The sequence below is a fragment of the Dawidia cretensis genome (assembly GCF_018598175.1).
GTDB classification, from domain to species: domain Bacteria; phylum Bacteroidota; class Bacteroidia; order Cytophagales; family Cyclobacteriaceae; genus Ohtaekwangia; species Ohtaekwangia cretensis.
Genome location: NZ_JAHESE010000004.1, coordinates 86,434 through 103,012, shown reverse-complemented (window position 1 = coordinate 103,012; position 16,579 = coordinate 86,434). Strand labels below are relative to the sequence as shown.

Here is a 16,579-nt window from a genome sequence, read left to right as displayed (position 1 = left end):
TCTAACAGCATGACAATTCATCCATCGGTTGGCAAGCCCATCAGCCGGCTTGAAGCAAAAGAGAAAGTAACCGGCGCGGCCCGGTATACCGGCGACTACCCTGTCGACGGTATGCTGTATGGCTATATCGTCAATGCCACCATTACGAAAGGAAAAATTCTACACATACATGCCGACGATATACTGAAACTACCGGGCGTCGTAACGGTCGTTTCGCATGAGAACAGGTTGTCGTTACCGTGGCTGGACCTAAAGTATGCGGACATGGATGCTCCGCCCGGTAAGGTTTTTAAGCCTTTGTATGACAATGAGGTGAAATTCAATGGACAGCCGGTCGCCATGATTGTGGCGGAGACATTTGAGATGGCGCGGTATGCCGCGTTTCATCTTCGCATTGACTACCAGGCAGAAGAATTCCGTACCAATCTGGGGGAAAACGTGGAAAGCGCGCGCCCGCCGAAGGTTGGATTGGCCACGTCGCTGAAGCCACCGCCGCCAAAAGACCGCGGTGACTTCACGACGGCATTCGAACACGCCGCCGTCAAAGCCACGGGGACTTTTCATCATGGCACAGAACATCATAACCCGATCGAGTTATTTGCGTCTACCGTGGTATATGAAGGCGACAACAAGCTGACGATTTATGACAAGACGCAGGGCACTGTCAACAGTCAACTATATGTGGCGAACATTTTCGGGCTGCATTATAAAGATGTGCGTGTAATATCACCTTATGTCGGCGGGGCCTTCGGGTCCGGACTACGGCCGCAATACCAATTATTTTTTGCTGCCATGGCAGCCTTGCTGCTGAAGCGGTCTATACGCGTCACACTGGACCGCAGCCAGATGTTCACGTTTGGCCACCGACCGCCGACGATTCAAAACACGATGTTCGGCGCAACGACAGACGGGTTGATCATCGCGCTCGGCCACGAGGCCGTGGCGGAAACTTCTCAATTCGAGGACTATACCGAAGTGGTGGTAAACTGGTCAAATATGCTTTACCCCGCACAGAATGTTCATACCGACTATAAGCTCGTACCCCTCGACGTTTATTCGCCGTTGGACATGCGTGCGCCAGGCGGCAGCACCGGTATGCACGCGATTGAGAGCACCATCGACGAGCTCGCCTATAAAGCGGACATCGACCCACTGGAACTCCGCTATATAAACTATGCCAACACCGATGTTAGTGTAGGCCGGCCGTACTCCAGCAAAGAGCTGAAGGAATGCTTCGCGCAGGGAGCCGAGCGTTTTGGCTGGCACAAGCGCTCACCTGCGCCGCGGAGCATGCGGCGGGGAAATCGACTTGTAGGATACGGGATGGCGACCGGCATTTGGGAGGCGATGACCGCGCCTGCACGGGCGAAAGCTGTGCTCGATAAGGAGGGTAAGCTTGTCGTTTCCAGTGCCATTACCGACATCGGAACAGGAACGTTGACAGTCATGACCCAGATCGCCGCGGACGAATTCGGTTTACCGATTGACGAAGTATCTTTTCACTATGGCGACAGCAAGATGCCGCTCGCTCCTATCCAGGGTGGTTCGTGGACGGTATCGACGATAGGCTCGGCCATCAAACTGGCCTGCAAGGCCCTAAAAGAAAAGATCTTAAAGAAGGCGCGCGCCATCGAAGGATCTCCCCTGGGCCATGCGACGCTCGACGAGGTGGCCTTCATGAATGGCCGGGTCACGTTGATTGCGAATCCATCGGCTGGTGTTTCATTGAAAGACGTGATTCAGAAAAACCAGGGCCGTTCGATCGCTGCGACAAAGCTCTCGGTACCCAACCCCTTGAAATTAAAGAAATATAGCCGGGCCGTGCATAGTGCGGCCTTTGTGGAAGTGGAAGTGGATGAAGAATTAGGCGTTGTTAATGTGACCCGGGCGGTCACGGCGGTAGCCGCAGGAACCATCATCAATCCGAAGACCGCGCGGAGTCAGATTTTAGGCGGCATGATTTGGAGTATCAGCAAAGCATTGCGGGAGGAAACGATTCCTGATCACCGGTATGGTAAATATGTCAATCCCAACTTAGCAGAATATCATATCCCGGTGCATGCCGATATTCATGACCTCGATGTGATCTTTGTTGACGAGAAGGATGATATCGTCAATCCACTGGGTGCGAAGGGCGTCGGCGAAATCGGCCTGGTCGGTATGCCGCCCGCGATTGCCAACGCTATCTTCCACGCGACGGGGAAAAGAATAAATTCATTTCCCATACATTTTGAATCATTGATGTGATAAACAGGGTCTGCTACGGAAATGTGGCGGGTACATGTTTTGACGGAAACATTGCATATATCAAAACGCATAAACATGAAAACGTTAATCCTTATTTTTGCGGCGGCAACCGTGCTTACGTTCAACAGCTGTGAAAGACGGTCCGTTGACTCTCAGCACGACGAGAACGCGAATGGCTACGTGAAAGACCTGGACACTCATGACTCGAGCGACGTGGACAGCCGCGACTCGGCGCAAAGCCCGGCCGATAGTTTAAAACAACTGCGTGAGCGCTGACGAAGTATACGCGGATTTTATCTCCGATTTATTGCATGTCAAAGGTGTCGTCATTTCATGCCTGGAACGTATATACGTTACTGATTTGCCAACCAATTTTCACTGATGTAGAGGAAGAATACCGGTACGAGTACGACGACAACGGGCAGGTAACACGCCGGGAGTGCTACATCGACGGAAAACAAGCTCCGCCGACGTCACGGAGTACGACACCCGTCAATCGCCTTATAACAACCGAAGCGCGCAACCGATAGGCCACCCGATAATCCCGAGCAGTTATACCGAAGCGGTGAGGAAAAAAATGCTGTGCGGGGGACGTATTATGACGGCGATGCCGCCGGTACAGGCTGGGCGATACCTCAAAGAATTTTGATGGCAACGGCACCGAGCGTTCGAGCGGCGTGGCTGTATACGAAGTACGATGATTGCCATTAAACAGGTTATGTCGCCAGGCATAGTTTTATAGAATGGGAAAATTCATCCCCAGTCAGATCAATATTAACAATCAATGAATTTTTTTTAGCCTGGCATCATCAATGTTATTGTGCTGTTTAGCAAAATTTTTTATGTTCCTGACTTCATTCAACACTTATAGCATTGAAAAGCTTGTTTCTTGTCGATGATGATGAAGACGATCGCGATTTTTTTCTCTCTGTCTTTGACATGATGCGCGATCGCGTGACGTGTGATACAGCAACCAACGGCCTTATGGCGTGGGAGCGCCTGACGCAGACCCGCTACCGACCCGACATGATCTTCCTGGATCTGAATATGCCTGTCCTGAATGGCAAAGACTTTCTGAAAAAGCTTAAGGGCCATCCGGATCTTCAACATATTCCCGTCATCGTTCTTAGTACAAGCTCAAACGAAAAAACAATCCACGAAGTACTTGATTCCGGTGCGGCCGATTTTATAACGAAACCCAACAAGCTTTCCATTTTAGAACAACGGCTAAAAGCTATTGTTGATAACCCCTCTTATTTTCAAGACGCGTTATGACAGAGACGACAACAGGTTCACCTTTCCCTGCCGCGGGAGGCGAAGCCGGGAAACCCATGCGTGAGCTCGATTGGTCAAAAACAGATTTGGGATTACCTGCCACCTGGCCGGCGAGCTTGAAGAGCGCTATCAACCATATGCTTCGTACGGATTTTCCGGTGCTGGTGTTATGGGGCGAGAAGTATATATGCCTGTATAACGACGCCTTTCTTGTGCGTGTGGCCGGTGCCGGTATATCGTTCGGACAGCCTGCCGAAGATTCGTCCCTGGAAGCCTGGAGCACAAGTCGCGCGCAATTACGCAATGTATTGACGTTGGGACGCCCATATACCGTGCGCGATAAACAGGTCACTACCGTCACGGACGGACGGCCAGCGGTGGCGTATTGGACCTTTAGCTATAGCCAGATTATTATGGACGACGGATCGCCCGGCGGCGTGATGCTAACGTGTATGGAAGCTTCCCACGCCGCGTCGGCACCACAGGAAGTAATGTCGGCGCTGAAACCGGCAGCGAGCGCTACAAGCGTGCCGTTGCGTGTTTATGAAACGGTGGTCAGCGCAACGCCAGACCTCGTCTACGTTTTTGATCTGAATTATAAATTCGCCTACGCCAACCACGCGTTGCTGACCATGTGGGGCAAAACCTGGGGCACGGCCATTGGCAAAGGCCTGCGTGAAAACGGTTATGAGGAATGGCACGCTGCCATGCACGAGCGCGAAATAGATCACGTGGCCGCTACGGGCGAGCAGGTGCGTGGCGAGGTGTCGTTCCCGCATGCTGTTTTGGGTCGACGCGTGTATGACTATATCCTGGTGCCTGTTTTCAATGAAAATGGCGATGTAGAAGCGGTGGCGGGTACCACCCGGGATGTTTCGGAAATGAAGCAGGCACGGCACGAGATCGAGGAAAAAGAACTGGCATTAGCCCGCGCGATTGACCTGGCGGAGCTTGGCACCTGGACGTACCAGGCAACGACAGGCGAAGTAACGCTTTCGCCCCGACATGCCGCGATGTACGGCATTGGAGAGTTTCACAATAGCCTGGACGACTATTTCTCAATCATCGTAGAACAGGACTGCGACGAGGTTAAAGAAAAATTCAATGCAGCAACGGCTGCCGGCGCTTCCGGTCGCTATGATGCCGAGTATCGCATTGTCAACCGGGTGACCGGTAAGACGCAGGTAATCCATGCCGTGGGACAGGCGTATTTCGACAATGCGGGCAAGCTTACCCGCGTCGAGGGTACCACGCAGGATGTCACGGCGCAGCGCGAAGTACAACTGACACTGGAAAACGAGGTACACCTTCGGACGATCGAGCTCGCGGCGACGAATGAGGAGCTGCAGGCGGCAAATGAAGAGCTGCTGTCGATCAACGAAGAGCTTTCAGAATCTACACGGCGCCTGATCCAGTCGAACGAAGAGCTTTCTCAGTTTGCCTATGTGGCCAGTCACGATCTGCAGGAGCCGGTGCGAAAGATCAGCGTCTTCGTGGAGATGCTTTACGGAAGCTTGCCCCAACTGAATGAGCGGTCAACGGCCTTGCTGGAAAAAATAGATGCATCGGCAAACCGCATGCTCAATCTGATCCGCGATGTTTTAAAACATTCGCAGATCCTCAACAACGCTGCGAAGTTTGAATCACTGGATTTGAACAAGGTCGTGCGCGATGTCGAAAAGGAATTCGATATACTGATCGAGCAGCGACGCGGGAAAGTAGTCATCGACAAACTTCCGGTCATTGATGCGATCGAGTTTCAAATGAATCAGCTCTTCAGTAACCTGGTTTCGAACGCCATCAAATTTTCAACGACCGAGCGCCCGCTGCAGATCGAGATCAAATCGGAAATTCTGGAGGAGAACGAAAAGCTGGAGAATCCCGAGTTGAACAACAAGCTCACGTATCACAGGATCTCTTTTAAGGATAATGGTATCGGGTTCGATCCAGCGCACGCCAACCAGATCTTTGAGATCTTCCGGCGGCTGCACTCCCGCTCCGAATATTCCGGCACGGGTATCGGTCTTGCCACTTGTAAAAAGATCGTGCAGAATCACGGCGGACAGATCTATGCGTCTTCCCTACCGGGAGAAGGTGCAACATTCTACATGATCTTGCCGGACCTGCAAAGCTGAGGGAAGCTCTCAGCGACAGTGGCTTTTGCATGTTCAACTATTGGGATGCTGACAGTCACTCCAGTAATGCAGAATGCGCTCGAACCTTTTTTTCGTTTCCTCATAGGTATTGCCTTTCAGGAAAAAGCCTTGCACGGTCAGGTCGTAGGCCAGTTTCACCTGGCTTTCGGAGGCGGACGTGGAAAAGAATATGAAGGGAATACTTTTGCGGCGCAAGCGCTCATCCTGGTTAATCAGGGCACGAAGTTGCAGGCCGTCGAGCCGGGGCATATTGATGTCGCAAAGAATGATAAACGGGGATACGCTTTCGTTTTTGAGAAAATCAATCAGCTCAAATCCAGTATGAAAAACGTGGATCCAATCGCCGACACCCAAATCGACACAGATTTCCTTAAAAATTGCATGATCATCTTCGTCGTCATCTACCAGCAGGATCGGTGCGGCGATGTTTATGAACTCATGCTTTCGGGCTTGTGATGGCTGGTCTTTTTGGAGGTCTGACATAGTATCCTATAAGTTGCCGATAACTGTTAAATAATACTAGTAAAGTGGCAATAAAATACTATGCCGGCCTTTTACGCGACAGATGATTGTGCCACGGTAACCTTTCGAACAGCATTTGTCTCCAGCATCTCGGCAATTTTATTCACCATATAGATGGAGGCTTCGATCTCATCCGTTCGGATGGCGACGCTTTCGATGTTAAATCCAAAGGGAATGGCGCGGGCTGCGCAAAGCGCAGTCAGCTCGGAAGCAATATCCAAACAGACCTGTACCGATTTTTCAAGCATACTTTCTGCTGCTCTGAAGTCTTGTTTCAGATCATCCGGCACGTGAATGCCCAGCCACTCCATAAAGTCCAGCGTCTTTTCCGATCCACAGACGGTGAGCGTAAAAATAATGGTCGGGAACGTCGCGCGTTCCGTTTTGCAGGTATGCTCAAGATCTTCGATTACCTGTTTGGCATACGCCAGATTGAAGACGCACTGCGATATGAAGTACGATACGCCACAGCCTGCTTTATCGAGAATCCGTTTGTCTTCATCTTTCAATACCGCGTGTCTTTCCGGTATCGTTACGGCGCCTATGACGGAGGTTGCCTGGTGCTTGCTCCAGATCCTGTAGGCTTCCGGCAAGCTTGTTTTTACGGGATAATCCGGTGCGGGCACGCCGACGAATACAGGATAGAACGCATGCTTATGAAGACCCTCCAGCCAATCCGATAGCTCGTCTTTGGAAAATTTGCCGGCGGGACGATAGATGATCTTGGGGACTTTCAGGTCCTGAAGGTATTGACTGGCAAACTCGAACGGATCCTGCGCCTGAAAAAAAGGAAAGGGTCTCTCGACTGACGTGCGCGCTGATTCATCTTGTACGTCGTACACGATCAGTGCATCGATGTCCAGGGGCATGAGCCTGGCCATCGTCTTTTGGGCGATCTGTGCAATCCGCTCGGGCGCTGTTCCAACTTTTGGAGGAGTAATCCCGTACAGCAGGATACCCGATTCGCGGGACTTGATCTTGTCTAAAAACATAACTACTGTTAGCCTTGAAAATTATACAATGATATTCATTATCCGATTTTTAACCTACGGAACGGCCCGGTATATATAGAAAACTGCGGGCGCTGTCGCCCGCAGTCTATGCGTTGGATTATGCTTCTACCGGGATCGTCTCCCGTGCCTGCCGGGCCGCTGCTACCATGTTCTCCAGGGCAGCTTTTGTTTCCGGCCACTTACGGGTCTTCAGGCCACAGTCGGGATTCACCCACAAGTGTTGTGCCGGCAGCAAGCCCGCCGCTTTGGCCAGCAGCGAGGCCATCTCTTCCGTGGTCGGTACGCGCGGCGAGTGAATGTCGTATACGCCGGGGCCGATCTCATTCGGGTACTTAAAATGGGCAAACGCCTGTAGCAGCTCCATCTGCGAGCGGGAGGTCTCGATGGTGATCACATCGGCATCCATCGCGGCGATGTGCTCGATGATGTCGTTGAACTCGCTATAGCACATGTGCGTATGAATTTGTGTCGTATCCTCCACGCCGCCTGCGGTGATACGGAAGGCTTTCACGGCCCAACCCAGGTATTGCGCGCGTTTGGCTTTCCGCAATGGCAGGCCTTCGCGAATAGCCGCCTCGTCGATCTGAATGATGCCGATGCCGGCTTTCTCTAGCGCCAGCACTTCATCGCGGATGGCCACGGCGATCTGATTCGTGGTTTGCTCGCGGGGCTGGTCGTCACGCACGAAGGACCACTGGAGAATCGTTACAGGGCCTGTCAGCATGCCCTTCATCGGCTTGTCGGTTTGTGCCGCGGCAAATGTACTCCAGCGCACGGTCATGTCTTTCGGACGGCTTACGTCGCCATAGATCACCGGCGGCTTCACGCAACGGCTGCCATAGCTTTGTACCCAACCGTTTTTGGTAAACAGAAATCCGTCAAGCTGCTCGCCGAAATACTCTACCATGTCGTTACGCTCGAACTCACCGTGCACCAGCACGTCTATGCCCAGCTGTTCCTGCCAGCGGATTGCGTCGATGGTCGCTTGCTCGATGGATTTGTCGTATTGCTCAACGGTAAGCTCACCGCTCTTGAGCCTGGCGCGTAGCTGGCGGATATCGTCGGTCTGCGGAAATGAACCGATGGTCGTGGTCGGAAATGCCGGCAGGTTAAAACGTCGGCGTTGCAATTCCTGACGTAGCGCGAACACGCTCTTGCGGGTTGCATCGCCTTCGGTGATGGCGTTGACGCGGTTCTTCACCGCCGGCTTGTGCACTTTTTGTGACGCGCGGCGGCTCTCCATGGCTTTTTGATTTGCTTGCAGCAAATCTTTGTTCCCTTCGGCGATCTGCTTCAGCGCGCTGACTTCGTTCAGCTTTTGCTTCGCAAAGGCCATCCAGTTTTTGATCTCCGGATCAAGCGCAGTTTCCAGGTCGAGGTCGATTGGGCTATGCAGGAGTGAGCAGGAAGGCGCAACGATTACTCTATCGGCGCCTAATTTTTGAATGGCCTTGTTGATCAGGCCCAGGGATTTTTCGTAGTCGTTCTTCCAAACGTTACGGCCATCGACCACCCCGATGGAAAGTTGCAGTTGTTCCGGAATCCAGGTGAGTACTTCTTCCAGTTGCTCGGGCGCGCGCACCAAATCAATGTGTAGCGCGTCGATCGGAAGGTTTACGGCCAGCTGCGTGTTGTCCGCTAACGCTTCGAAATACGTTGCCACCAATATTTTAACACCACTTACCTGGCTGGCGATGCGGCGGTAGGCAAAGTCGAATGCTTCTTTTTCCTTTTTGGTAAGATCCAGCGCGAGGCACGGTTCGTCTAACTGAATCCATGTTGCCCCGAGCTGTCGCAGGCCGTTAATGATTTCAACGTATACCGGCACCAGTTTTTTGATCAGGTCAACCCGCTCAAATCCCGGCTCTTTTTCTTTACCCAGCAGCAGGTAGCTTACAGGCCCCACCAATACGGGTTTGGCTTTGTGGCCTAGCAGCTCTTTGGCAGTGGTATATTCACTGAATACTTTTTCCGATAGGATCTTGAACTCCTGTGCGGCGGTGAATTCCGGTACAATATAGTGGTAGTTGGTATCCAGCCATTTGGTCATCTCCATGGCCGTGAGGTCCAATCCTTCTTTTTGATATCCGCGGGCCATGGCAAAATATAAGTCCATTTCACCGTTGCCGGTTGCCTTCGACACCAGCGGCGAATAACGCTGCGGAATGACACCCAGCAGCAAGCTCGTGTCCAGTACCTGGTCGTAATAGCTAAAATCGTTGCAAGGAATGAGATCGATGCCGGCGGCTAATTGGGTTTGCCAGTTCTCTTCTTTGATCTTGCGGGCAACCTGCGTCAATTCGTTGAGATCGATCTTGCCGGCCCAATACTGTTCGTTCGCTTTTTTCAGTTGTCGTTGGCCACCAATGCGCGGGTAGCCCAGGTTTTGCGTTAGCATTTTTCTTAAAATGGTTAAATGAATAAATATCCGGTAAAGGCAGGTCTCCTGGCTTGTGACATTCTCCGCCGTCCTTCCCATCCCGACGTGTCGGGACAGTGAACATTGCAGGCGGAAAATTTTGTTATGTCACTTACAGTTGCGCGACAGCCCGTGATTCTCACACGGTTCCCTTTTCATTTCGATCTTCATCGAAAACCGTTTCCGGTGGATGTGTAGTAAAGAACAAGTATCTCTTTGTAGTCCTGAAAGCAGTGCTAAATTCTGAACAAAGCTATTAATTTGGTTTTAATCACTTCAAAACAGGCATCAATTCGGCATAATAATCTACATTTGAGGCACTATTTAAAATATTTTTCTTTACACCCCCTCCCATTCACCCCCTGAAAAGGAAATTATTCTATGGAAGAAACACTCGACGATACCGACATTCAGCTATTAAAGCTCCTGGGAGCAGATTCCAATGTGACGATGAAGGAGCTGGCCGCGAAGGTGAACCTATCGCCGTCGCCGGTCTTTGAGCGGGTAAAAAGATTGGAGGCCAATGGCTATATCAAAAAATATATCGCCCTGATCGACGCTGAAAAGCTTAACTATGGGTTAATTGTCTTTTGTAACATCAAGCTGAAGCAACATGACAAAAGCATCGGCCACCAGTTTGTCTCCGACATTCTGCGACTGAAAGAGGTTGTCGAGTGTTATAATATCTCGGGCGATTTCGACTTTTTGCTGAAAGTGTATGCGAAAGATATGAAACACTACCAGGATTTTGTGTTCAACAAATTGGGCTCGGTTAAAAGTATTGGCAGCACGCATAGCACCTTCGTGATGTCTGAGAATAAGAATTCGTATAACATTAATATATAGGGTATTTTTTTATCTAAATCGGGTGTCATTGTAGAAGGCCGGACATGGAATAAGCTTGTTCTTGCTAAGCTTCTTTTTCGCCGGCAATTCATACACGAGTGAAAACTCATGTGCGCCCCCTGTACCCGCGCCAAGCGACGAAATGGTAAAATCGTAGCTATACCCTGCTGTCAGATTCCTTAAATGCAGGCCCAGGAAAAGAATAAGCGCATCTTGGTCTATTGCGTTCGTTATATTTTTTGTCAGCGGTTTACCGCGGTACCAGACGCCGAGCGAAATGGGGTCTGTGTGAAAATTGACACCCGCGTCGAACTGAGAGAATGTTTTCCCCTGGAGGCGGTAAATAAACGAAGGGGTGAGGTATAGCTCCCGCGCCGCATTGGCCCTGGTCAGCGCCATTTTAATACCGGCGTGGACGGTCGTCCTCATATTGAGCCGGTCGTTTTCACCCAGCGGCGATAAATGCGGCCTGTTGAGATGAGAGACTGCCGCGCCAAGCCAGACTTTTTTGGTATACAATAGAAAGCCCGAGCCAAAATCCATGTAGTGGGAGTTGGCCAATTTGTTTATGGTCGGATCCATCGTAGCACCACCGTACTGCAGCACATCACCCATTCTTAGCTTCGAACGATCGAGCCCGTTGCTTCCATAACCAAAGGAAATTCCGGGAGAAAAGATCAATGCTTCATTCACGCGTACCTTGTATGAATACAGGAGATGAACGGCATTCGATCGCCAGTTCATAGAACCCATTTTATCGGAGCTTATCATTACCCCAATGCCGCTTGCAATTCTGGGCAGGTATGCATCGTAAGACACCGCGTAGGTGGAGAATGCCTGGGGAAGGCCGGGCCATTGAAGGCGGTGGTTCACGACAAATCGTTGCCTCGCGGTCAGGCCGGTAAAGCCTGGATTCAGAAATAGCGGAGCCTGATAATATTGGGAGAATAGAGGATCCTGGGCAAAGGCACTGCCCCTGGCAAGCAGGAAAATCAACGTTAACAATATTCTTCTCATTACGCATTCAAATGTTAATGGATCAATCCAACGTCTCCCATCCGGGTATCGTGCTCACCATTGGACAACGTCATTTCAATTTTGTAGACATAGACACCGGCGTGCATCAGCTCACCCGCCGCGTTGTAACCGTCCCAGCCCACCTCGGGGTCCTCGGTTTCGAATACCTTCGTTCCCCAGCGATTGAAGATCTGCATTTTATACGTTCTCACCCCCTTTACAATCGGCCGGAAAACGTCGTTGATGCCTTCGCCGGAAGGCTGGCCACCCGTCGGTCCGCTTTCATTCGGGGTGAACGCATTCGGGATTTGTATATATCCACCCTCGCGCACCGCCACTTGCGTCGCTGCCGTATCATAACAAATCAACGGCCCGTCCGTACTACCATCACCATCCACATCCTGCTGACCGTGATCTATTCCGGCCTGCAGCGTAAGGAAGTATGCGCCCTCCTGCTGATAGGTGTGTGTAGGCTCAAAGAGCGACGACGTTTCTCCGTCTCCGAAAGACCACTGGTACGTATCTGCCCGGGAAGAGAAGTTCAAAAGCTTTAGCTCAGTATCCGGAGCATAGATAACGTTGTTATTTACCGTGAATGCGGCATAGGGAACGTCCAGCACCCTGATATCTGAAACCTGCACCTGATCCGACTCCCCTGTTGCAGCGTGCGTGGCGATCAACTGAAGCCGGTAGGTGCCGGGACTTGAAACGGTAAATTGAGGATTGATCAGATTGGAGGTGGCGGCAACACCTCCTTCACCGTATAATGTCCAACTGTACGTATCCGCTCCCGTCGACAGGTTCTGCGCCACGATGGTCGCTGGAAAACATGATGCCATAGGGGTAGCGTTAAAGGAAGCGAGCAGATCCTCCGGCGGTGGAAGCTCCTTCACAGAGATGACCATGCTGGCGGTTTCACTCGCACACATCGCGTTATTTTCCCGCACCGAAAGGATAACGTCTTCCGTCAGTACGTTCACCAGGATATTGCCGGTTGCCTGTCCCTCTATAATATATGCGCCACCGGTAGAGTTATCGGACCTCCGCCTGATCTCCCAATTATATATCGACGACGGGTAATTGTTAGGGCTCACGGCATACGGAATACCTCTTGCGTCTTCATATACTTCCGACGCGCCGACGATGGCAGGCTTTACAGGCGCTGCATCGACACGGATTGGTTTCTCTACGGCGGAGCCCATACAGCCGTTTAATTCCGGTGTTACTTTTATCGTGCCCGTGAGTACGTTCGGAAACTGAAGAAGCAGGTAAAAATCATTCTCCTCCCCGCCGCCAAATATTCGAAACCCGCTCACGCCTTCCGGCACCTCCCAGTGGTACGTTGCCCCCGGGATCGGTGTAACCTGGTAGGTTTCGAACGGCAGCTCACCTTCCGGCGTTGCTGAATGTCCCTGGCAAACAGATTCGCGACCAAAGATCGCGCTTACGGCCGGCACGGGATTCACGACAACCACCACTTTTGCCACACTGAAACAGAAAGGCGACACATTCTTTGTTATCCGTGCGTAAATATCTCTTCGCCGCGTGACGTCAATTTCCGTATCGATCGCGTTACTATTCTGTTGTGCCTCCTCCAGAGACGAATACCATTTGATTGTTATATCCGACTCGTCCGTAACAGCGTCTCTGAATTTCGCTGCTGTAAGGTCGACACCCGAAACGGAGACGCCTCCAGCCGTTTCGTCACAAAGCGTCACAAGACCGTCCATTACCTTCGGCGCCGGCAACACGAAGACGGTAAGTTTTGCCTGCGCCGAACAGCCGGTCCTTGTATCCTCCACGCGCGCAAAAAAGAATTCGCCGTCCGTAATGCCGGACTGAATCGTGCCTGAATTCACAGGGATCATGCCTGGACCCCTGTACCAGCTAATCTCCCGTTGCCCTGCGGGTAACGTCGTGACGGAGTTTTCGGATAGCGATAAATTGATTTGAGTGGTTCCATTGAATATCTCACACTGCTGTACGGTGGCATCGCGCACATCCGGGAGGGCGACCCGGGCCACCTCCACGGTGGATGGCTTCGAGACGCAGCGCCCGCTTGCGCTTGTTACCGTCCACGTAAACTGGACACGGGATGGGGGAGCAGGCAATTGTGTCACCCCGGTATAAGGATCTGTCTCGTCGGTAAAAAGGACACCCGCATTGTTTGCGCTCCAGCGGCCGGCGGCTCCATACATGGGCGCGTCGGCGCGGAGCGCTACGTCGGCGGAGCAAACGAAAGGAATGTCAGCACCGGCGTTTGCCATCGGCCTTCGGTCTATTTGAATCGTAATGGCATGCTCGATGGAGGGACATACGCTCGCAGGCAACGGGACGGCCACCAGCTTAACCCGAATCGGGGTGCCCGCTGTATAATCATCCAGGGTCGGAGTATACGAAGCGGTGATCGTTCCGGACGATGCACTGCTTCCCGAGACATTTCCATGGCCATTTACATTGGCCCAGTAAGCGGTGCCAACGTTACCTTCAACACTGCCCGACAGAGAAATGGGGAGCAAGCCTTCCGGGTCTACGCAGATTACGTCTGTATCGTTTGCCGCAACACCTATGGGCCGATCGAACCGTATCGTAACATCGTCGGTCTTCAGGAAACAGTTATTGCCACCGCTGCTGATCGACCATCGTACGGTATATATGCCGTAACCGCTTTCATTCGACAGTCTGATAGACGAGGTTGGTGACAGGGGATTCTCGATCACTACACTGCAGCTAGTATTGTCCTGGCAGTTTTGCGGGCCGCTTACCAGGGTCCATCGACCTACGCCTTTTTGTGGCGTGTTGCCGGAGAGGGTGGTTTCCCTGCCGCATAGCGCCTGATCCGGCCCGGCCAGGGCATCCGAGGGAGTGGTTCCAAAATCAATAACGACGTCGTCATACCGCTGGCAGATGTCGTTGGTGACAGTCCAACGCAACGTATATGCGCCGGCGTTCTCGCGTAAAATCGAGATCGTAGCGTTTGGGGCATTGACGTTGCTAAACTGCGGCGCGGGGAGATTCGCCGGTACGCTGGCAATATACGACCAGCGTCCGACGCCCACACTTGGGACGGTAGCATCCAAAGGCTCCGAAACCAGCGACGAGCAATGGAACTGATCGGACCCTGCATACACCGGCGTCGGTAAAGCAAAAACCTGTACTGTACTCTCGGCGCTGTATAGCTCGGCGCAGCTTCCGTTTCCAACGACGGCTCGGAACGTGTATGTACCGGGGGTAAGAACGCCGGGTACAATGTAGTTGTCGCCGGATATTCCTGTGAATGGTATAAACGAGGTGAGGTCTTTCCTGACCTCCCATCGCCTGATCGCTCCTACCGCTTCTGTCAGTAAAAGGGTGTCCACTGCACTTCCTTCGCATACGTCTTCCGCCAACGACACCACTCCGCCGACCGACGCCCGATACACCTTGAAAGAGTATTGCTTATTTACGGCACAGGCCGGTGTGGTGGAATAGGACTCCGAAACTCTAATCGTGCGGTCGACAGACAATTGTCCCTGAAAATCTGCAACGTCGACCGCAAACGTTGCGGTGGACGCCGAGCCTGGCAACAGATTGACACCGTCGGATCCCACCCACGTGTATTTTGTCGCGCCGCCCGCGGGCAGTACCGGCGCCGGCGGAAGCACTACCGACAACGCACTATCGTTACAGATCTCCGCGGGAACGGCGGGTGCAGTTTCACCTATCTCGAGCCGTTCGCGTATGGTGCGAGTCACCATCGTTTTCGGACTTTCACACGTGACGACCCCCGAGGTTGGCTGCTGGCTCGCCCATACCTTATATACCCCTGGCGTTGTGTTCGAAACCCACGCGGGGTGAGCCGTGACGGGGAGGGTTTTTCCCGTACCCAGCAACGCGCCCGGGCGGTCGGGCCCTGGAATATTTTCGTACCACCTGATTGTATTCGCCGAGGGAACGCCCGTAACAGAAAATGCCTTCGGGGTAATCCCGTTGCAGACAACCTCGCTTGACGGAACCGGCGCGGCCGGTGGAGCAATGACCCTAATGATTGACGTTCTTTGGATGGGTCGATGATCACCGTTTACAAGATCTGCCGGAGGCCCGGGTATATCGGGGTCATCGTACGGGTTACAGAAATTCCAATAGCGCAAGGTGAGTGAGAAGGCGTCTCCCGGCTTTGGAAATCCGGCTCCGAATCCGCCCGGCGCAGTAATTTCAAGCGAAGGCGATCTTCTCGCGTCGTCGATTCGCACGGGCGATACCAGATGCAGCGTGCCCCGCGGATCAGCGTAGTTGGATATGATATCCGCTCCACTCGCAGATGTCAAGGGTGTTCCATTAACCGATACGTTCGGGATCTTATTGCCCGACACCGGCCCATTGTAAATAATCTGCCGCCACCGGTCTTCCACATTTGGCGATTCGATCGTATTCGGTGGAAGCTGGACAAATTGTGAGTTGCAGTTGAACACACTCCGGTCGTCAAAAATAACACGGAGGTCACTTCCTTCACACACCAGATGCTCAGGCGTATTCGTTACCGGAGAAACCAAACCTATATCGCCACCGTTAAACTCGTCTGTACGCCAGGACGATATTTTCTGAATTTGCCGAGTATTGGAGCAGGGGACACCGTTATAGCGGATCGTCATCGTAACAACGTATTCACAACCACTCTCGCGCGGAAAGTCGTGCGTCCGCTCTTCGTAATAGAGCCGCGAACCTGCTGTCAACGTGACAACTTCGGAAGGACTTCCGTCTCCCCAGTCGTACACTAATTCCAGCTGCCCCGCCGCCACCGGCGAAGCAAACTGTATAGTATAAATGAGATTGGCGCTTACAGGTGCGCATAGCCCTGCCGGAACTTTGTTACTGCCCAGGGCAGCCACCGCAGGTAAACCGATGCATTGTGAATATGCGCGGCTACCCGATAAAAGCAGGACAGCGAAAGAGATCAGAACAGATATTCTTTTACAAAAATCTAGCATGATCGTATAGTAACGGTGTTGCGTTGCTGAGATAAGTTAATTAGTACCGACGTTTTTTAAAAATATAAAAGCGGATATCCGTGCCTGGTATAAGTGTATAGAATGAAATCATCAGGA

10 protein-coding genes and 1 riboswitch are annotated in these 16,579 nt (G+C 52.2%); of the genes, 5 read left to right on the top strand and 5 right to left on the bottom strand.

Annotated elements, in window-relative coordinates; all coding sequences use genetic code 11:
• Positions 1 to 9: 9 nt before the first annotated feature.
• From KK062_RS06725 to KK062_RS06710, 4 genes are all read left to right on the top strand, one after another.
• Positions 10 to 2,247: a xanthine dehydrogenase family protein molybdopterin-binding subunit gene (locus KK062_RS06725; RefSeq protein ID WP_254083497.1), complete on the top strand. Its 2,238-nt coding sequence runs from the start codon at positions 10 to 12 to the stop codon at positions 2,245 to 2,247.
• A 75-nt stretch (positions 2,248 to 2,322) separates the two neighbouring features.
• Positions 2,323 to 2,523: a hypothetical protein gene (locus KK062_RS06720; RefSeq protein ID WP_254083496.1), complete on the top strand. Its 201-nt coding sequence runs from the start codon at positions 2,323 to 2,325 to the stop codon at positions 2,521 to 2,523.
• Positions 2,524 to 3,120: 597 nt separating this feature from the next.
• On the top strand, positions 3,121 to 3,522 hold the full coding sequence (locus KK062_RS06715; RefSeq protein WP_254083495.1) for a response regulator: 402 nt from the start codon (positions 3,121 to 3,123) through the stop codon (positions 3,520 to 3,522).
• A complete protein-coding gene (locus KK062_RS06710) occupies positions 3,519 to 5,657 on the top strand; it encodes a PAS domain-containing sensor histidine kinase (protein ID WP_254083494.1) in 2,139 nt (712 codons plus the stop codon). The genes KK062_RS06715 and KK062_RS06710 overlap by 4 nt, the downstream gene beginning before the upstream one ends.
• Before the next feature lie 33 nt (positions 5,658 to 5,690).
• Here the strand turns inward: KK062_RS06710 and KK062_RS06705 are convergent, their stop codons facing one another.
• From KK062_RS06705 to metE, 3 genes are all read right to left on the bottom strand, one after another.
• Positions 5,691 to 6,161, bottom strand: coding sequence for a response regulator (locus tag KK062_RS06705; RefSeq protein ID WP_254083493.1), 471 nt, complete (start codon positions 6,159 to 6,161; stop codon positions 5,691 to 5,693).
• 71 nt (positions 6,162 to 6,232) lie between these two features.
• Positions 6,233 to 7,192 carry a methylenetetrahydrofolate reductase gene (locus tag KK062_RS06700; protein WP_254083492.1) on the bottom strand — a complete coding sequence of 320 codons (960 nt, stop codon included), beginning with the start codon at positions 7,190 to 7,192 and terminating at the stop codon, positions 6,233 to 6,235.
• 118 nt (positions 7,193 to 7,310) lie between these two features.
• Complete coding sequence (gene metE, locus KK062_RS06695; protein ID WP_254083491.1) at positions 7,311 to 9,611, bottom strand: 5-methyltetrahydropteroyltriglutamate--homocysteine S-methyltransferase; 2,301 nt, start codon at positions 9,609 to 9,611, stop codon at positions 7,311 to 7,313.
• A 21-nt stretch (positions 9,612 to 9,632) separates the two neighbouring features.
• Positions 9,633 to 9,829: riboswitch (cobalamin riboswitch) on the bottom strand.
• Positions 9,830 to 10,013: 184 nt separating this feature from the next.
• Here metE and KK062_RS06690 point away from each other — a divergent pair.
• Positions 10,014 to 10,478: an Lrp/AsnC family transcriptional regulator gene (locus KK062_RS06690; protein WP_254083490.1), complete on the top strand. Its 465-nt coding sequence runs from the start codon at positions 10,014 to 10,016 to the stop codon at positions 10,476 to 10,478.
• 9 nt (positions 10,479 to 10,487) lie between these two features.
• Here KK062_RS06690 and KK062_RS06685 read toward each other — a convergent pair whose 3' ends face one another.
• Together KK062_RS06685 and KK062_RS06680 are read right to left on the bottom strand one after the other, a co-directional pair.
• A complete protein-coding gene (locus KK062_RS06685; RefSeq protein ID WP_254083489.1) occupies positions 10,488 to 11,495 on the bottom strand; it encodes a PorP/SprF family type IX secretion system membrane protein in 1,008 nt (335 codons plus the stop codon).
• A gap of 14 nt (positions 11,496 to 11,509) precedes the next feature.
• Entirely contained in the window at positions 11,510 to 16,462 is a 4,953-nt protein-coding gene (locus KK062_RS06680) for an FIDD domain-containing protein (protein ID WP_254083488.1), read from the bottom strand.
• Positions 16,463 to 16,579: the final 117 nt, after the last annotated feature.